Raw genomic sequence first — 16952 nt, 5'->3', positions numbered from 1 at the left:
AACCGGCACACTCTTCGCCGTTGCGCTCGCGCATGCCAACCGGGCCTTATCCGCCGCGGCGGCGCCGATGATGGTCGCCGCCGCCGCGCCTGCCCGGCCCGTGGTCAGGGTTTACGTCGCTGCCTTCACTTGGCTGGTGTGGCCGGCAGGCGGTCCATCATCATCTGCATCATGGTTTCCATCATCTCCATGCGCTTGGCCATCATCTGGTGATGGGCCGCCATGTCCGAGGGCATCTTGCCGTTCATGCCGCCCTTGCCGGCTCCACCCATGCCGCCCATGCCAGCCATGCCGCCCTTGCCGGCTCCACCCATGCCGCCCATGCCAGCCATGCCGCTCATGCTGCTCATCATCGCCATGCCGTCCTGCATGGTTTTCATGTGTTCGGCCATGAGCGCCTGGCGCGCTTCGGGTGTCTTGGCGTCCATCATCTTCTGGTGCATCTGGCGCATGGCCGCGATCTGCGCGTCCATGCGCTGGCTGTTGTCCCCGGCCGTCGCGGCGCCGGTGGCGGAGTCGGGGGTGGCGTTGGCCGGGGTCGTCTGGGTGGGAGCGGGATTGGCTTGCGCGGCCGGCTGGGCGGCCCAGGTGGTGGCGCCGGTGAGGGCGGCGGTCGAAGCCAGGACGAGGGAATGAAGGAATTTCATGATGTAGGTCCTCTCAAGGATTGAAGTTGAACCGGTCACCGACTCGGCGATCCGGCGTGACTGACGCATTCCCCGGTTGCTGCCTGGCCGGCGGCAGCCGGTCGAGCTGGCGGCCTCCTTCACCGCCTGGGTCTGGATGACCAGTGGATGTGGACGATGCGCCAGCCGTCCGCGGTGCGTCGCAGCACCATGGTTTCGGTGGCCAGCAGGGTCAGCGGCTTGCCGTCCCGGGTCAGGTGGACCTCGCTCTCGCTGCCAACCCAGGCCAGATCGCCCGATGCACGGGCCGTGCGCTGCTTCGGCTGGACCTGCGCGTCCTTGAGGAACTGCGCGTCGTGCCTGGCGTGGCCTTGCAGGTATTGGGCCTTGGAGCGCTCGGCGCCGCCGCTTTCCAGGACCAGCACGTCATCGGCCAACCAGCGACCGGCAGCGCTCAGGTCGCCGGCCTGCAGCGCAGCGGAAAAGGCATCGACGGCATCGACGGCCGGCTGGGCTGCAACCGCGACGGCAGGGGCAGCTGCCCCGGCAGGCGGCGCCGGAGCCTGTCCCTGCGAAGCCAGCGCCAGCCATAGCAGGCCGAAAAACACGATTGGACGCAGGATCGGGGTTGCCATCAGTGCTTCCTCAGAACCAGGTGCGCAGGCCGACGACGATGCGGGTGTCATCGCGCGGTTCGGCTGCGTCGCGACGCAGCTCGGCGGTATTGCCGAAGGCGCGCTCGTGGACCAGGCCAACGTAGGGGGCGAACCTGCGGGTGAATTCGTAGCGCAGGCGCAGGCCCAGCTCGGCCGTGGCCAGGCCCGAGCCGATGCCGCGGGAGGCATCGCCCTTGCCCCAGGCAGTGACTTCCAGGCGCGGCTGCAGGATCAGCCGGTTGCTGAACAATAGCTCGTACTCGCCCTCCACCCGGGCCGCGCTCTGGCCCCGTTCGCCAAGATAGGCCGTGGCCCGCACCTCGAACTTCTGCGGCGCCAGGCCCTGCACGCCGATGGCGGCAAAGTTCTGCGACTGGCCGGGCTTGAAGTCGTGGCGCAGCCCGCCGACCAGGTCCCACCACCTGCTCACGCTGCGGCCGTAGAGCAGCTCCAGATCGGCACTTTCGGTGCGCCCATCGCTGCGCTCGCCCTCGGTACGCCACCAGAAGCGGTCCAGATCGGTCCCGATCCAGCCTTCGCCCTCCCACGCCAGCGCCGTGCCGGGATCGGCATCCCAGGCTTCCAGGCGGTTGAGCAAGCTGTAGCTGTGGATCGCATTGTCGGTGGTGGCATGGACCATCGAAGGCGGCACGGCGGCGGCGCGATCGGCCTCGCTCAGCGCCGGGATCGGCGTGCGCGGCGCGGCGGGCGCCATCGACATGCCGGCGTGGCCGGGCTGCGGGTGGTCGCTGCCTGCCATCGGCTGCGGCGCGCGACCGGGCACGGTGCCCATGTCGTGTCCCATCGCCGAATGGTCCATGCCCTGCATCGGCGCATCGTGGCCCATGGCGGCGTGGTCAACCGCTGGCGCGGACGATCCTGATCCTGCAGGCCGCTGGTGTCCGGCATGCGAAGGTGTCGCCGCTGGCCCGGCCTGTTCCTTCGGCGCGGCGGGCCTGGCGTCGGTGGGCGTTTCCACCGCAGGCGTCTGCGCCCCGGGCGGCGGCATGTCCATCGGCATGGACATCTTCGAATGGTCCATTTGCTGTGCCATCGCCACGGGCAGGGCCGAACCCAATGCCAGGGCCAGCATCCCGATCCGCACCGGCAGGACGCTCATGCTCATGACTTGCCCTCCTCGACCTGCACCGCCCGCATCATCCCGGCTTCCATGTGCATCAACAGGTGGCAGTGGTAGGCCCAGCGGCCCAGCGCATCGGCGCGCACCCGATAGCTGCGCCTGCTGCCCGGCGGCATGTCCAGCGTGTGCTTGCGCAGCATGAAGCGGCCGTGGTCGTCTTCCAGGTCACTCCACATGCCATGCAGATGGATCGGGTGGGCCATCATCGTGTCGTTGACCAGCACGATGCGCACCCGTTCGCCGTAGCTGAGCCGGATCGGTTCGGCCGCGGAGAACTTCACGCCATTGAACGACCAGGCGAACTTCTCCATGTGCCCGGTCAGGTGCAGTTCCAGGTCGCGGGACGGGTCGCGCCCGTCCGGATCCTCGAACAGGCTGCGCAGCATCGAATAGCTGAGCACCTGGCGGCCGTTGCCGCGCAGGCCGTTGCCCGGGTCGTCCAGCCGCGAGCGCGGTGACATCGCCTGGTTGTCCACCAGGGGATTGCCCCGTTCGCTGGCCGGGTGCGCCTGCATGCCGCCGCCGGCGTCCATGCCGGGCATGCCCATGCCCGGCATCTCGTGGCCGGCATGTCCGTCGGCCGGCCGGCCGTGCTCCATCCCGGCCGTGCCCTGGACCGCGCCGGCGTCATGGCCGTCGTGGCCGCTGCCGGGCTGGTCGTGGTCCATGCCCATGTCGACCATGGTCAGGATGGGCCGCGGATCGACCGGCGGAACCGGCGCGCGCAGTCCCTCGCGCACCGCCAGCGTGCCACTGACGTAGCCGGTGCGCGCGGCGTCCTGGGCGAAGAGGGTGAAGGCGTCCTGCCCCGACGGCTGAACGATCACATCGAAGGTTTCGGCGACCGCAATCCGGAACTCCTCGACCGTCACCGGATGCACGTACTGGCCATCGACGGCGACCACGGTCATCTTCAGGCCGGGGATGCGGACATCGAAGTAGGTCATGGCGGCACTGTTGATGAAGCGCAGGCGCAGCTTCTCGCCCGGCCTGAACAGCGCGGTCCAGTTGCCCAGCGCGGTCGTGCCATTGATCAGGTAGGTGTAGGTGTGGGCATTGACGTCGGACAGGTCGGTTGGCGACATCCGCATCGCACCCCACATCCGGCGGTCGGCCAGGGTCGCCTTCAGGCCGTCCTCGCGCACGTCCTGAAGGAAGTCACCGACGGTACGCTTGTAGTAGTTGTCATGGCTGGACATCTTCTTCAGCCGCGCAAACAGCGCCTGGCCGCTCAGATCGGTCCAGTCCGAGAGCTGCACCACGTAGTCGCGGTCGTAGGCGAATGGCTCAGGCTCGATCGGATCGATGATCAGCGCCCCGTACAGCCCGTCCTGCTCCTGGAACCCGGAGTGGCTGTGGTACCAGTAGGTGCCGGCCTGGCGGACGTGGAAGCGGTACAGATAACGCTCGCCACGGCCGATGCCGTTGAAGCTCATCCCCGGCACGCCGTCCATGTTGGCCGGCAGCAACACGCCATGCCAGTGGATCGAGGTCTCCGCGCCATGGATCGAACCGGCCGGCAGCGCGTTGGAGACGCGAAGGTTGACCGTGCTGCCTTCGCGCCAGCGCAGGATCGGCGCCGGCAGCGAGCCGTTGACGGTGATCGCAGGCCGGGTGCGGCCAGTGAAATTCACCGGGGTTTGGCCGATGACCAGGTCGAACTCGGTCCCGGCCAGGACGTTGGCGTTGCCGGGGCCCTTCAGCGCCCAACTGGGCCTGGGCCACAGCCCCAGACCCAGCGCCGTACCGCCGGCGGCCAGGCCCTGCACGAAACGGCGTCGCGACAGCCCGCCCGGGGCGCCGAAGCCGAAGGAATCGGATGACATGCAAACTCCATTGAAAGCGTCAACAACGGCCGGCGCAAGGATGCCGGCCCTGGCCGATGCCCTGACACGGCCAAGGCCGTTGGTCGGGCACGGGAAGATCGGCATCGCAGGGACGCCGATGGGGACGCTTAGCCGATGGGAGGTCGAATCAGATGCGGCACGGCCGGGTTGGGATGCCCGACCGCCAGGGCGCCGATGCCGGGCGCAAGCAGCCCCACCACCGGAGCCTGGGACCGCAGCGGCAAGGCGGCACAAGGGCCTTGCGCGCAGCCGCAGTGGCAGGCACCGGACTTGCAGCAATCGGCGCCGTCCGCGGCTTTGTCCTTGTCCGGCGCCTGCGGCACGGCAGCGCCGGGTTCGCTGCCCGCGCCATGCATGGATGCCATCGCCTCATGGCAGGAGGCATCAGCGGCGGCGGCCATTGGCTGCCCGTCCATGGCCGCCATCTCCTGACCCGTCGCATGGACCAACGCCGCCGCCGACCCCGCCCCGTTGAAGACCAGGGCAAGGATCAGGAACAGTCGCAGCAGGACGGATCCGGTGGGCATGCGCATACTCTACTCCGTCGGCCACCGCGCAGGTAACGCACACTGGCGCCGGCGGCACCAAGTCCCAGAACCATCGGCAACCGGGGAGTCACTCCCCCCGGTACCGGTGCGGCCGATGGTTGAACATCGACACCAGACCCGGCACCACCGCACCCGGCGCCGAAGACCGCGGCGCCATGTGCGTGTCGTCGGCCCAGCGCCGCAGCAGGGAGCACGCCTGGGAGCCGATGCACTGCCCAGGCGATGCGGGCATCGCCGGCAAGGCCGGGGAATCGCGGCCGCAACGGTCCCGGCAAGATGCCGGTCCGCCCCGCGCGCGCCGCCGGTCGGCGGCTTTTGTCTGGACCTGACGATGCGGCGCTCGATCAGCGCATTTCGGCCACTTCGACCCCGTCCAGGCCCTGCGCCAGGGTGCGGGCATCGCCGCCCTGGGCCAGCTTGATGCGCAGGCGCACCTCGTTCTGCGAGTCGGCATGGCGCAGCGCGTCCTCGTAGGAGATCTCGCCGGCCTGGTAGAGCTCGAACAGGCTCTGGTCGAAGGTCTTCATGCCCAAGTTGGTCGATTCCTTCATGACCTCCTTGAGCTTGTGGATCTCCCCTTCGCGGATGTAGTCCTGGATCAGCGGCGTGCCCAGCATGATCTCCATCGCCACCCGGCGGCCCTTGCCGTCCGGCGTGGGCACCAGCTGCTGGGCGACCACGCCCTTGAGGTTCAGCGACAGGTCCATCAGCAGCTGGTTGCGGCGGTCTTCGGGGAAGAAATTGATGATCCGGTCCATCGCCTGGTTGGCGTTGTTGGCATGCAGCGTGCACAGCACCAGGTGGCCGGTTTCGGCGAAGGAGATCGCATGGTCCATGCCTTCGCGGGTGCGCACCTCGCCGATCATGATCACGTCCGGCGCCTGGCGCAGGGTGTTCTTCAGCGCGTTCTCCCAGCTGTCGGTATCGATGCCGACCTCGCGCTGGGTGATGATGCAGCCCTCGTGCTTGTGCACGAATTCGATCGGGTCCTCGATGGTGATGATGTGGCCGGTCGAGTTCTGGTTGCGGTAGCCGATCATCGCCGCCAGCGAGGTCGACTTGCCGGTGCCGGTGGCGCCCACGAACAGGATGATGCCGCGCTTGGTCATGGCCAGGGTCTTGACCACCGGCGGCAGGTTCAGCTCGTCGATGCTGGGGATCCTGGTCTCGATCCGGCGCAGCACCATGCCGACCTGGTTGCGCTGGTAGAAGCAGCTGACGCGGAAGCGGCCGACGCCGGCCACGCCGATGGCGAAGTTGCACTCGTGGGTCTTTTCGAACTCCTCGCGCTGGGCCGGGGTCATCACGTTGAGCACCAGGTCGCGCGACTGCTGCGGGGTCAGCGGCGTCTGGGTGATCGGCGAGAGCTTGCCGTGCACCTTGATCGAGGGCGGCATGCCCGAGGTGATGAACAGGTCCGACGCCTTCTGGTGCGCCATCAGCTTGAGGAACGAGGTGAAGTCGATGGTGCTCATCTGGGAGTCTCCGGGACCCGGGACCCGGGACCCGGGACCCGGCTCAGCCACAGCTGACACCGCTCTCGGATCCGGGATCATCCTCGTCCCTGTCGTGTGGGAAATCTCGCAAAAATCCGTTGGTCGCCTTTGCCGGTCGCAGGTCCACGCCCGGCCTCACTCGAACAACCGCTTGTCCTTGGCGTATTCCCTGGCCTGGTTGCGGGTGACTTGGCTGCGCTTGACCAGGTCCTGCAGGTGCTGGTCCAGGGTCATCATGCCGTACTGCTGGCCGGTCTGGATCGCCGAATACATCTGCGCCACCTTGTCCTCGCGGATCAGGTTACGGATCGCCGGGGTGCCGACCATGATCTCCCAGGCCGCGGTGCGGCCGCCGCCGACCTTCTTCAGCAGCGCCTGGGAGATCACCGAGCGCAGCGACTCGGACAGCATCGAGCGGACCATCGGTTTTTCGCCGGCAGGAAAGACGTCGATGATGCGGTCGATGGTCTTGGCCGCCGACGAGGTGTGCAAGGTGCCGAACACCAGGTGGCCGGTTTCGGCGGCGGTCAGCGCCAGGCGGATGGTCTCCAGGTCGCGCAGCTCGCCGACCAGGATGTAGTCGGGGTCCTCGCGCAGGGCCGAGCGCAGCGCCTCGTTGAAGCCGTGGGTGTCGCGATGCACCTCGCGCTGGTTGATCAGGCACTTCTGCGAGGTGTGGACGAATTCGATCGGGTCCTCGACGGTGAGGATGTGGCCGTATTCGTTCTTGTTGATGAAGTCGATCATCGCCGCCAGCGTGGTCGACTTGCCCGAACCGGTCGGGCCGGTGACCAGGATCAGGCCCTGCGGCTGCTGGATCATCTCGCGGAACAGCGGCGGGCAGCCGAGGTCCTCCAGGCTCAGCACCTCGGAGGGGATGGTCCGGAACACCGCGCCGGCGCCGCGGTTCTGGTTGAACGCGTTGACCCGGAAGCGGGCCAGCGAGGGAATCTCGAAGGAAAAGTCGACCTCGAGGAACTCTTCATAATCGCGGCGCTGCTTGTCGGACATGATGTCGTAGACAAGGGCGTGGACCTGCTTGTGGTCCAGCGCGGGGATGTTGATGCGGCGGACGTCGCCGTCCACCCGGATCATCGGTGGCAGGCCGGCGGACAGATGCAGGTCCGAGGCCTTGTTCTTGACCGAGAAGGCCAGTAGTTCGGCGATATCCATGCGCTGGGTATTCCCCCTGAAAGGTGCTGCCAACTGGAACCGTACATCCCCAAAAGGCAGTATAGCCTCCTTCCCGCAGCTGCCAACGGCCCTGTTTACGTGCTATCCCAGCGTCTTGCCGACATCCGCAACGCACTGCGCAAGGCCGCCGCCGCGGCCGGCCGGCCCATGCCCACGCTGGTGGCGGTGTCCAAGTTCCAGCCGGCCGCGGCCGTGGCCGAGCTGGCCGATGCCGGGCAACGGGTTTTTGCAGAGAACTACGTCCAGGAAGCGCAGGCCAAGCGGGCCGAACTGGACAGGCCGGGACTGGAGTGGCACCTGATCGGCCACCTGCAGTCGAACAAGGCCGCGCTGGCCGCCGAGCTGTTCGACTGGGTGCAGAGCGTGGACCGGCCCAAGCTGGTGGACGCGCTGGCCGCGGCCCGCCCGCCCGGGCGCGCCCCGCTGAACGTGCTGCTCCAGGTCAACATCGATGACGAAGCCGGCAAACACGGCTGCGCGCCGGACCAGATCCAGGCGCTGGCGGCATGGGTGGCGGCCCGACCGACCCTGGCCCTGCGCGGGCTGATGGCCATTCCCGCCCCGCATGCAGATCCGGCGCTGCGGCGCGCGGCCTTTGCCCGCATGAAGGCGCTGTTCGACGCGCTGGCGGCCGCGCATCCGGGCGTGGACACCTTGTCGATGGGCATGAGCGGGGACTTCGCCCTGGCCGTGGCCGAAGGCGCGACGATGGTCCGCATCGGCACGGCGTTGTTCGGAAGCCGCCCGGCGCCGGGGAGCCGGGACCGGGCCAACGCCGGGTAATCCGCTGCCGCCTGCTATTTTTGCCCACCCCTTAGCCGCTGCAGATCGCCATGACCGCCCCGAGTCCCCCATCCCCGGTCCCCGCGCGCGAGTCCACGATCGCCTTCATCGGCGGCGGCAACATGGCCCGCAGCCTGATCGGCGGACTGATCGCGCGCGGCACCGACCCGGCCACGATCCGGGTGGCCGAACCGGTGGCCGAGCTGCGCCAGGCACTGGCCGGCCAGTTCGGCGTGCAGGTGTTCGATGGGGCGGCCGAGGCAGTGCAAGGCGCGGGGCTGTGGCTGTTCGCGGTCAAGCCGCAGGTGATGCGCGCGGTGTGCCAGGCGCTGGCTTGGGCAGCATCGCAGGACAGGCCGCTGGTGGTGTCGATCGCCGCCGGGATCACCGCCGCCCAGCTCACGCGCTGGCTGGGCGGCCAGGCGGCGGTGGTGCGGGCCATGCCCAATACGCCGGCCATGCTGGGCGCGGGCGTGACCGGGCTGTTCGCCACCGCGCAGGTGGACCAGGCCGGCCGTGCGCGCACCGAGGCGCTGCTGTCCAGCGTCGGCGAGACGGTATGGATCGAGCAGGAGGCACAGATGGACGCGGTCACCGCCGTGTCCGGCAGTGGCCCGGCCTACGTGTTCCTGCTGGCCGAGGCGATGGAGGCGGCCGGCATCGCCCAGGGCCTGCCGGCCGAAGCCGCGCGCGCCCTGACCCTGCAGACGGTGCTCGGCGCGGCGCGGATGCTGACCGAATCGGGCCAGGCCCCGGCCGAACTGCGCCGCCAGGTCACCTCGCCGGGCGGCACCACCCAGGCCGCGATCGAGGTGTTCCAGGCCGGCGGTTTCGAAACGCTCACCGCTGCGGCCATCGCCGCGGCCACCGCCCGCGGCAGGGCGCTGTCGGCGGCCAACGATTGAGGCCATGGCCGCGTGCGATGGCGCATGGGCGGGTGGCCCGCCGCGCTTGCCATCCGGGTGCTGCTGGTCGGGTGTTCAGTCCATACGCGCGCGGTGATGTACCGCGATGGCGGGTCAAGACCCGCCCTATGGTTTTCCTGCGAGGTGGGGTGGGATCCCGTGTCGACGCCGTTGCACGCGGCAGTGCGGCCATACCGAACCGTCGCCACGCCCGGGGCACCGTTTTCGCTGGCTTCGATCCGTGGGTGCGTGGGGAGCCGGCTCGGCGCCGGCGCCTAGGAGCCTGTCGGACTTTGGCCGGCCGGGCTGCAAATTCGGCTGTGCGGTCCATATTTCCGTCGCTTCTTGCCCCATAGAACCACTATGGGGCGGCGAATCGGCGAAAATCTGTCCTCGCACAGCCGAATTTTCGCCTCGACCGCCAAAGCCCGACAGACTCCTAGGGAAACAGCATCCGCTTGGACCAGGCGCCGTCCGGGGCGCGTTCGTAGCGCCAGCGCTGGTGCAGGCGGAACCTGGCGCCGTACCAGAACTCGAAACTGTCCGGCACCACGCGAAATCCGGTCCAGCCGTCCGGGCGCGGCACCTGCATGCCGGCGAACTCGGCCTCGACCTGGGCCAGGCGCTTGTGGAAATCCTCGATGTGCTCCAGCGTGTGCGACTGCGCCGAGGCCCAGGTGCCGAGCTGGCTTTCGCGCGGCCGGGTGGCGAAGTAGGCATCGGCCTCGGCGTCGCTGACCTGCTGCACCGCGCCTTCGACCCGCACCTGGACACCGGCCTCGCGCAAGGTGCGCCACAGCAGCAGCAAGGCCGCGCGCGGATTGGCCTGCAACTCGCGGCCCTTCTGGCTGTCCAGGTGGCTGTAGAAGACCAGGCCGCGGGCGTCATGCGACTTCAGCAGCACCGTGCGCAGCGAAGGATGGCCGGCCAGGGTCGCGGTGGCCAGGCTCATCGCGTTGTATTCGGGCTCGGCCGTGCTGCGGCTGGCTTCCTCGTACAGCGCGGAGAAGGTGGCCAGGGCTTCGGCGTACAGATCGACGTCGGTCATCGGTGGATGCGCAAGGCGCCCGCGGGCGGTGCGCTATTGTCGCCCGATGGGCACACCCGCGCAGCAACCGCGCCCCGGCTTTCCGCAAACCCTGGTCCAGGAGGCGCTGGCCTGCGCCCGCGCGCTGCCGCAGGCGGTGCCGGTGTGGGGCCTGTCGGCGCTGCAGGGCACCGGCAAGTCCACCTTCGCCGCGCAGCTGGCCCAGGCCGCGCAGGACGCCGGGCTGCCTGCGGCGGTGTTGTCGCTGGACGATTTCTACCTGACCGGCGATGCGCGCCGAACGCTGGCCCGGCAGGTGCATCCGCTGCTGGAAACCCGCGGCCCGCCCGGCACCCATGACCTGCCGCTGGCACTGGCGACGCTGGATGCGCTGGCTGCCGGTGAACCGGTCAAGCTGCCGCGCTTTGACAAGCTGGCCGACGAGCGCGTGCCCGAGTCGCAGTGGCCCACGCTGGACGCGCCGGCGCGGCTGGTGATCTTCGAGGGCTGGTGCCTGGGCACACCGGCCCAGGAGCCGGGCGAGCTGGCACTGCCGATCAACACGCTGGAGCGCGAGGAAGACCCCGACGGCACCTGGCGCACCTTCTGCAACGACGCGCTGGCGCGCGACTACCCCGCGCTGTGGAACACCTGCCACGCACTCTGGTTCATCCAGCCGCCGGGGTTCGAGAACGTGCTGGCCTGGCGCTGGCAGGCCGAGCAGCAGCTCCAGGCCGCCCATCCCGGCCGCACCGGCATGAGCTGGCCGCAGCTGGAGCGCTTCGTCCAGCACTACGAACGGGTCAGCCGCCAGGCGCTGCGGACCCTGCCCGCGCTGGCCGACCGGGTGGTGCGCGTGGATGCGCAGCGTCGGCTGCTGGCAGATTGAAGCCGGCCTCAGCGGCACCTGCGATACGGCGAGCCGTCGACCAGGGCGCGGTACTGCGCGGGCAGCCTCGGCCCGCCGGGATAGTCGTAATCGTGGGCCTGGATGGTGACCTCGCCGGGTTTTTCGTCGGCATTGAAGACCACCGAGATCGGATCCTGGCCCTGGCCCTGGAACCAGGGCGCGAACCACACCGCGATGCCGCTGTAGCCGTCACCGAAGTAGCTGGCGCCATATTCGGGGCGGTCGGCCAGCAGGGGGCCGCCGGGCAGCTCGAAACGCATCCCCGCCCGGTCCACGGTGAACTGCGGATGGCGCGCGCATTGCCCGCCCGGCGCGTAGGTCCCGAACAGCGCGGGAAACTCGCTCATGCCCGTCAGGGTCACCGCACCGGCACCAGCCGCTGCCGGCAACGCCAGCACCAGCAGCAGGCGCAGGCCAACAGCACGCATCAGCCCGGCACCACCAGTGATGCCCCACCGGAGGTGAACTCCCGGTAGGCACCGTCGATCACCTTGAGGTTGGCGCGCGCTTTCCACTGCACCCAGCCGGCGATGGCCAGCATCGGCAACCCGACGAACGCGCCGATCACTGAGATGGTCATGATCGCCCCGATGACCAGGAAGGCCAGCGAGCCCAGCTTGAGCGGCTGTTGTTGCTGGATCAGTTGCTGGCGGCGCGATTCCAGGACCTGCGGGTCCTGGCTGGCCAAGGCCTTGAGCTGGCCGATGACGAAGTCGTGGGTGACGGTCAGCATTGCGGACTCCTGGTGGGAATGAAGGGACCGCCGCGCCTGCTGGCGCGGCTTGAATCGCTGTCAGCATGGCCGGGGCGGCAGTGAAGGTCCTCACCGAATGCTCAAGAAACCTTCAAGGATCATCCACGGCCGGCGGTCGCTGCGACGCACAGGCTGCTGCGAGGTGTCCTGACCTATGATTCAGGCCCACACCCCGCATGTCACCGGCATGAGCCTGCCCCTTTATCGCTGGCGTTTTGGTCTGGTCGAGTACAACGAAGCCCGGCGCGAACTGCGCGTGGCCGGGCTGGTGGTGGAGGTGGAGAACCGGCCGCTGGATGTGCTCTCGCTGCTGCTGCGCCACGCCGGCCAGGTGGTGACCAAGCAGCAGCTGTTCGACCAGGTCTGGGCCGGACGGATCACCGTGGACCACGTCCTGGCCACCGCCGTGGGCAAGCTGCGCAAGGCCCTGGACGCGGCCGGGGAAAGCCGGATCGTCACCGTGCCCCGGCTGGGCTACCGCTTCGACGGACCGGTCGAACGCAGCGCGGCCGGCGGCCTTGACGACCATCGGCTGGCGCTGAAGCCGGGGCAGCCGGTGCCTGGGCGCCCCCGGATGCTGCTCGAACAGCAGCTCGGGCGCACCCTGGGCAGCGAGGTATGGCTGGCCCGGCATCCGCGCAGCGGCCAGCTGCGGGTGTTCAAGTTTGCCCTGGACAGCGACTGCGTGGCGGCGATCAAGCGCGAGGCCACCTTGTCGCGGGTGCTGCGCGACAGCCTGGGCGAACGCCCCGATTTGGTCCGGGTGACCGACTGGAACTTCGAATCGGCGCCGTTCTTCCTGGAATGCGAATACGGCGGCCAGGCGATGCCCGCATGGGCCGCCGCGGCGCTGGAGCGGCTCGACCGCGCGGCCCGGATCGACCTGTTCCTGCAGGTGGCCGAGGTGGTGGACGCAGCGCACGGCGTGGGCGTGCTGCATCGCGACTTGAAGCCCTCCAACATCCTGCTGTCGGCGCGGGCCGATGGCTGGCAGGTTCGCCTGACCGACTTCGGCAGTAGCCGCCTGCTGCAGCCCGAACAGCTGGCAGCCCCGGACATCAGTCTGCTTGGCTTCACCCGACCAGACCAGACGGCCGACAGCGCCGGCACGCTGCTGTACCTGGCGCCGGAACTGCTGGCTGGGCATGCCTCCACCGTGCGCAGCGACCTGTATGCGCTGGGCCTGCTGCTGTACCAGCTGCTGGTGGGCGACCTGCAACGTCCGCTCGCACCGGGCTGGGAGCGCGAGGTGGGCGACCCGCTGCTGTGCGAGGACATCGCCCTGGCCACCGACACCGATCCGGCGCGGCGCCTGGCCACCGCCGGCGAGCTGGCCACGCGCCTGCGCAGCCTGCAGGCACGCCGCGCGGCGCTGGCCGAACGCCAGGCGGCCGAACGGGCCACGGCGGCACTGCACCGATCGCTGGACCGCGCCCAGGCCCGCCGCCCCTGGATGATCGCCGCCGTCGCGGTGCTGGCTTGCGGCGCGGTGGCCTGCGCAGGCCTGTGGTACCGCAGCGAGCACCAGCGGCAGGCCGCCCTGCGCCAGGCTGCGCGGGCCGAGGCGGTGGTGCGGTTCCTCAGTGACGACCTGATCGGCGGGCTGAGCCCGGGCGGCGGTGGCTTCGAGCGCAACCCCAGCATCCGCGACATGCTCCAGTACGCCTCCGAACACCTGGACGCGCGCTTCGGCGACGATCCGGCCACCCGCGGCAGCGTCGAGGCGGCATTGGGAAGCGCCTGGCGCACGCTGGGCCAGTACGACCGCGCCACCTTCCATCTGCGCCGGGCCGTGGCCGAGGACACACGCGCCTTCGGCGCCGACGACCCGCTGACGCTCAAGACCCGCTACAGCCTGGTCCGCAGCCTGGCCTACGCCGGCAGCGCCGATGCCTTCCAGGAAGCTGCGCGCCTGATTGATGCCACCGACAGGGCCGCGGCCGCGCACCTGCAGGCCGAGGACGAGATCGCCCTGTATGCGGCCATCGCCCGCGGCCAGTTCCATTTCCAGCAGCTGCAGATCGCGCCGGCGCTGCAGGCCTTTGCCCAAGCCGACCGCCTGCAGCGCCGCTGGCGGCCGCAGGACGGACAGATGGCCGGGGTCATCCGCGCCAGCATCGCCGATGCCACCCTGCGCCAGGGCAAAGTCCAGCAGGGCATCGGCCAGCTGAAGGCCCTGCTGGCCGATCCACTGCTGGCGCCCGCCCGGATCGGCGAAGCAACCGTGGCAGGCTACCAGGCAACGTTGGCCCGCGCCCTGCGCAACGATGCGCGCTACGCCCAGGCACTACCCCTGGCGCAGCAAGCCGTGGCCACCAGCGCGCGCGTGCTGGGCCAGGACGATTACCTCACGCTCACCCGGCTCTCGATCGTGGCCAGCATCCAGGACCTGGCCGGCGACTGCGCCGGTTCGCTGGCTACCATGCGCACGGTGCGCGCGCGCATGGCCGCTCGTTACGGCGCCGAGCGCCAGTTCACCCTGGTGGAAACCGGCAACCTGGGGCTGAAGGAATACGACTGCGGCGACCGCGCCGCTGGCCTGGCCTACCTGGAGCAGGCCGAGCGCGAACTGCGGGCGCGCTATGGCCAGGGCAACGTGGCCGCGCACAGTTTCCGCTATGCCCTGGCCGGGGCGCTGGCCGACCAGGGCCGCTACCGGCAGGCCCTGGACATGGTCGATGGCCTGGACCTGGCGGCACTGGTGGCAGGGGATTCCTCGCCCGCCTGGTCCGACCGCATCAGCGCACTCAGAGGCCGGGTCCTGGTGCTGTCCGGACAGGTCGAACCGGGCCGCGCCCTGCTGCGCCAAGCACTTCCCCGCCTGGCCACCTCCGGCACCGAACCTGCGGACCAGCTGCGCCGCCTGCAGGCCCTGGCCGGCCTGGAACCGCAACCAGCCGCGCCTGCGCCAACCCCGGCCACCCTGATCGCCGGCCAGCAGCGCCCGACACCCTGAACGCTTGCGCCGCCGCCTGCTGCCAGGCCACGGCAAACCCCTGGCGTGCCCGCATGCTGCGGGCCGTTGCGCCTGCAACCGCGTTGGCGGCGTGCGAGCGCGCACGGCTATCATCGGCGGCGATGAATCCCGCTCCCAATCTCGTGATGGTCGGCCCGATGGGCGCCGGCAAGACCTCCATCGGCCGTCGCATCGCCGAGCGCTTCAGCCTGAAGTTCGCCGATGTCGATCAGGCGGTGGTCCAGACCTGCGGGATCAGCATTCCGGCCATTTTCGAGCAGGTCGGCGAAGCCGGGTTCCGCGAACGCGAGCGCGCCGCGCTGGCCACGCTGCTGGCTGGCGAGGGCCAGGTGGTGGCCAGCGGCGGCGGCGCGGTGCTCGATGCCGACAACCGTGCGCTGGTGAAGGCACGCGGCTTTGTGATCTACCTGAAGGTGGACGTGGAAACCCAGCTCAGACGGGTGGCCCGCGACCGCAACCGTCCGCTGCTGCTGACCGGCGACCGCCGCCAGGTCCTGACCGAGCTGATGGAGGTGCGCGAGCCCCTGTACCTGGAGGTGGCCGACCTGGTCCTGCAAGCCGATGAGCTGACCCCGGGCGAGGCGACCGCCGCGCTGGTCGGCCGGCTGGCCCGGCAATGGCAGCGCAGCGGGGTCAGCGCGGCATGAGCCAGGCGATGCAGACCGTCCATGTTGGCGGCGACACCCCCTACCAGATCCGCATCGGCGCCGGCCTGCTCGGCGATGGCGCGGCGCTGGCCGCGCACGTGCGCGGCCGCCACGTGCTGCTGGTCAGCGATGCGCATGTCGCCCCGCTCTACGCCGACACGGTCGAGCAGGCGCTGCGCGCGGCCAGGCCGCAGATCGAGCTGGCGCGCCTGGTGCTGCCGGCCGGCGAGCAGTCCAAGACCCTGGCCAGCTTCGGCGCCGCGATCGAGGCGCTGGCCACGCTGGGCGCCAGCCGCGATGCCTGCGTGTTCGCCCTGGGCGGTGGCGTGGTCGGTGACCTGGCCGGTTTCGCCGCGGCCTGCTGGATGCGCGGGGTGGATGTGGTGCAGCTGCCGACCACGCTGCTGTCGATGGTCGATTCCTCGGTCGGCGGCAAGACCGCGGTGGACATCCCGCAGGGCAAGAACCTGGTCGGCGCGTTCCACCCGCCGCGCGCGGTGTTCGCCGATACCGCCGTGCTGGCCACGCTGCCGCCGCGCGAGCTGCGCGCCGGGCTGGCCGAGGTGATCAAGTACGGCGCGCTGGGCGACCGGCTGTTCTTCGAGTGGCTCCAAACCCAGCACCAGCCGCTGCTGGCCGGCGACGCGCACGCCCTGACCACGGCCATCGCCCGCAGCTGCGAGGCCAAGGCCGCCATCGTCGCGCGCGATCCATTGGAAAAAGGCGAGCGCGCGCTGCTCAACTTCGGCCATACCTTCGGCCACGCCATCGAGACCGAACAGGGCTATGCCGCGGTGGCCAATGACAACCTCAACCACGGTGAAGCGGTGGCCGTGGGCATGGTCCTGGCCGCGCGGCTGTCCGCGCGCCTGGGCCTGAACGCGGCGCAGGACACCCAGCGCCTGATCGACCTGCTGGACGCCTGCGGCCTGCCCACGCAACTGCCCGCCGGCCTGTCGCCGCATGCCCTGTTGGGGCGCATGCGCCTGGACAAGAAGAACCTCGCCGGCCGCCTGCGCCTGGTGCTGTGGCGCGGCATCGGCCAGGCCGAAGTGGTGCCCGACGTGGATGAAGCGCAGGTGCTGCAGGTACTGGCCGATATGCCCTGAGCGCATGGGCGGGACGCGGGCGCCACACCGGGCTGGGATAAACTTCCGGCCATGCGCCTGTTCCTGCAACAACATCCCAGCGCCGGCGAACCGCCCCGCTACCTGCAGCTGACCCTGCAACCGGACCTGTTCGGCGGTTGGGAGCTGCTGCGCGAGACCGGCCAGATCGGCGGCCGCGGCCAGCTGCGCCGCGAGCAGTACCCGGCCCAGCCCGAGGCGACCGCGGCATTCGAGAAAGTCCGCGACGCGCACCTCAAGCGCGGCTTCCAGGTGATGTTCGTGCGCGGCGCCGACGCCCCGCGCTGAGCTGCGCGCTTCCCTTCCTTACCCTC

17 protein-coding genes are annotated in these 16952 nt (G+C 69.8%); 7 read left to right on the top strand and 10 right to left on the bottom strand.

Annotated elements, in window-relative coordinates:
- Positions 1–125: 125 nt before the first annotated feature.
- From D9R12_RS07635 to D9R12_RS07605, 7 genes are all read right to left on the bottom strand, one after another.
- On the bottom strand, positions 126–770 hold the full coding sequence (locus tag D9R12_RS07635; RefSeq protein WP_244919632.1) for a hypothetical protein: 645 nt from the start codon (positions 768–770) through the stop codon (positions 126–128).
- Entirely contained in the window at positions 767–1261 is a 495-nt protein-coding gene (locus tag D9R12_RS07630; protein ID WP_122229546.1) for a YybH family protein, read from the bottom strand. Before D9R12_RS07630 ends, D9R12_RS07635 begins: the two co-directional genes overlap by 4 nt.
- A gap of 10 nt (positions 1262–1271) precedes the next feature.
- Positions 1272–2408, bottom strand: a complete 1137-nt coding sequence (locus tag D9R12_RS07625; protein WP_122229544.1) for a copper resistance protein B — start codon at positions 2406–2408, stop codon at positions 1272–1274.
- Entirely contained in the window at positions 2405–4249 is a 1845-nt protein-coding gene (locus tag D9R12_RS07620) for a copper resistance system multicopper oxidase (protein WP_122229542.1), read from the bottom strand. Before D9R12_RS07620 ends, D9R12_RS07625 begins: the two co-directional genes overlap by 4 nt.
- 128 nt (positions 4250–4377) lie before the next feature.
- Positions 4378–4803, bottom strand: coding sequence for a CopL family metal-binding regulatory protein (locus D9R12_RS07615; RefSeq protein ID WP_014161465.1), 426 nt, complete (start codon positions 4801–4803; stop codon positions 4378–4380).
- A 359-nt stretch (positions 4804–5162) separates the two neighbouring features.
- On the bottom strand, positions 5163–6293 hold the full coding sequence (locus D9R12_RS07610; protein WP_014161466.1) for a PilT/PilU family type 4a pilus ATPase: 1131 nt from the start codon (positions 6291–6293) through the stop codon (positions 5163–5165).
- A 156-nt stretch (positions 6294–6449) separates the two neighbouring features.
- The gene (locus tag D9R12_RS07605; RefSeq protein ID WP_014161467.1) at positions 6450–7487 is read right to left on the bottom strand and encodes a type IV pilus twitching motility protein PilT; all 1038 of its coding nucleotides are present in this window, start codon (positions 7485–7487) and stop codon (positions 6450–6452) included.
- A 99-nt stretch (positions 7488–7586) separates the two neighbouring features.
- Between D9R12_RS07605 and D9R12_RS07600 the strand changes: the two genes are divergently transcribed.
- Complete coding sequence (locus tag D9R12_RS07600) at positions 7587–8291, top strand: YggS family pyridoxal phosphate-dependent enzyme (protein ID WP_122229540.1); 705 nt, start codon at positions 7587–7589, stop codon at positions 8289–8291.
- 50 nt (positions 8292–8341) lie between these two features.
- A complete protein-coding gene (proC, locus tag D9R12_RS07595; RefSeq protein WP_122229538.1) occupies positions 8342–9196 on the top strand; it encodes a pyrroline-5-carboxylate reductase in 855 nt (284 codons plus the stop codon).
- A gap of 439 nt (positions 9197–9635) precedes the next feature.
- Here the strand turns inward: proC and pdxH are convergent, their stop codons facing one another.
- Entirely contained in the window at positions 9636–10244 is a 609-nt protein-coding gene (gene pdxH / locus D9R12_RS07590; protein ID WP_122229536.1) for a pyridoxamine 5'-phosphate oxidase, read from the bottom strand.
- Between the two features lie 46 nt (positions 10245–10290).
- Here pdxH and D9R12_RS07585 point away from each other — a divergent pair, with 46 nt between their 5' ends.
- Positions 10291–11112, top strand: coding sequence for a kinase (locus D9R12_RS07585; RefSeq protein WP_122229534.1), 822 nt, complete (start codon positions 10291–10293; stop codon positions 11110–11112).
- A gap of 8 nt (positions 11113–11120) precedes the next feature.
- Here the strand turns inward: D9R12_RS07585 and D9R12_RS07580 are convergent, their stop codons facing one another.
- Both D9R12_RS07580 and D9R12_RS07575 read right to left on the bottom strand, forming a co-directional pair.
- Positions 11121–11561 carry a hypothetical protein gene (locus tag D9R12_RS07580; protein ID WP_122229532.1) on the bottom strand — a complete coding sequence of 147 codons (441 nt, stop codon included), beginning with the start codon at positions 11559–11561 and terminating at the stop codon, positions 11121–11123.
- Complete coding sequence (locus tag D9R12_RS07575) at positions 11561–11866, bottom strand: hypothetical protein (protein WP_014161474.1); 306 nt, start codon at positions 11864–11866, stop codon at positions 11561–11563. The genes D9R12_RS07580 and D9R12_RS07575 overlap by 1 nt, the downstream gene beginning before the upstream one ends.
- A gap of 208 nt (positions 11867–12074) precedes the next feature.
- Here D9R12_RS07575 and D9R12_RS07570 point away from each other — a divergent pair, with 208 nt between their 5' ends.
- The 4 genes from D9R12_RS07570 (at position 12075) to D9R12_RS07555 (ending at position 16926) form a co-directional block, all read left to right on the top strand.
- Positions 12075–14843, top strand: coding sequence for a protein kinase domain-containing protein (locus tag D9R12_RS07570; protein ID WP_170159197.1), 2769 nt, complete (start codon positions 12075–12077; stop codon positions 14841–14843).
- Between the two features lie 122 nt (positions 14844–14965).
- The gene (locus D9R12_RS07565; protein WP_122229527.1) at positions 14966–15511 is read left to right on the top strand and encodes a shikimate kinase; all 546 of its coding nucleotides are present in this window, start codon (positions 14966–14968) and stop codon (positions 15509–15511) included.
- Positions 15512–15519: 8 nt separating this feature from the next.
- On the top strand, positions 15520–16620 hold the full coding sequence (aroB, locus tag D9R12_RS07560; RefSeq protein WP_425479068.1) for a 3-dehydroquinate synthase: 1101 nt from the start codon (positions 15520–15522) through the stop codon (positions 16618–16620).
- 51 nt (positions 16621–16671) lie between these two features.
- The gene (locus tag D9R12_RS07555) at positions 16672–16926 is read left to right on the top strand and encodes a WGR domain-containing protein (protein ID WP_014161478.1); all 255 of its coding nucleotides are present in this window, start codon (positions 16672–16674) and stop codon (positions 16924–16926) included.
- Positions 16927–16952 lie beyond the last annotated feature (26 nt).

This window comes from Pseudoxanthomonas spadix (assembly GCF_003703395.1).
In the GTDB taxonomy this organism is placed as follows: domain Bacteria; phylum Pseudomonadota; class Gammaproteobacteria; order Xanthomonadales; family Xanthomonadaceae; genus Pseudoxanthomonas_A; species Pseudoxanthomonas_A spadix.
This window is presented reverse-complemented; position numbering and strand designations above follow the sequence as displayed.

Excerpts from the sequence above, each read along its gene's own strand:
- pdxH (WP_122229536.1), bottom strand. The coding sequence starts at position 10,244 with ATGACCGACGTCGATCTGTACGCCGAAGCCCTGGCCACCTTCTCCGCG.
- D9R12_RS07615 (WP_014161465.1), bottom strand. The coding sequence starts at position 4,803 with ATGCGCATGCCCACCGGATCCGTCCTGCTGCGACTGTTCCTGATCCTT.
- D9R12_RS07610 (WP_014161466.1), bottom strand. The coding sequence starts at position 6,293 with ATGAGCACCATCGACTTCACCTCGTTCCTCAAGCTGATGGCGCACCAG.
- D9R12_RS07605 (WP_014161467.1), bottom strand. The coding sequence starts at position 7,487 with ATGGATATCGCCGAACTACTGGCCTTCTCGGTCAAGAACAAGGCCTCG.
- D9R12_RS07570 (WP_170159197.1), top strand. The coding sequence starts at position 12,075 with ATGAGCCTGCCCCTTTATCGCTGGCGTTTTGGTCTGGTCGAGTACAAC.
- D9R12_RS07630 (WP_122229546.1), bottom strand. The coding sequence starts at position 1,261 with ATGGCAACCCCGATCCTGCGTCCAATCGTGTTTTTCGGCCTGCTATGG.
- D9R12_RS07580 (WP_122229532.1), bottom strand. The coding sequence starts at position 11,561 with ATGCGTGCTGTTGGCCTGCGCCTGCTGCTGGTGCTGGCGTTGCCGGCA.
- D9R12_RS07585 (WP_122229534.1), top strand. The coding sequence starts at position 10,291 with ATGGGCACACCCGCGCAGCAACCGCGCCCCGGCTTTCCGCAAACCCTG.
- D9R12_RS07625 (WP_122229544.1), bottom strand. The coding sequence starts at position 2,408 with ATGAGCATGAGCGTCCTGCCGGTGCGGATCGGGATGCTGGCCCTGGCA.
- D9R12_RS07555 (WP_014161478.1), top strand. The coding sequence starts at position 16,672 with ATGCGCCTGTTCCTGCAACAACATCCCAGCGCCGGCGAACCGCCCCGC.
- D9R12_RS07565 (WP_122229527.1), top strand. The coding sequence starts at position 14,966 with ATGAATCCCGCTCCCAATCTCGTGATGGTCGGCCCGATGGGCGCCGGC.
- proC (WP_122229538.1), top strand. The coding sequence starts at position 8,342 with ATGACCGCCCCGAGTCCCCCATCCCCGGTCCCCGCGCGCGAGTCCACG.
- D9R12_RS07620 (WP_122229542.1), bottom strand. The coding sequence starts at position 4,249 with ATGTCATCCGATTCCTTCGGCTTCGGCGCCCCGGGCGGGCTGTCGCGA.
- aroB (WP_425479068.1), top strand. The coding sequence starts at position 15,520 with ATGCAGACCGTCCATGTTGGCGGCGACACCCCCTACCAGATCCGCATC.
- D9R12_RS07575 (WP_014161474.1), bottom strand. The coding sequence starts at position 11,866 with ATGCTGACCGTCACCCACGACTTCGTCATCGGCCAGCTCAAGGCCTTG.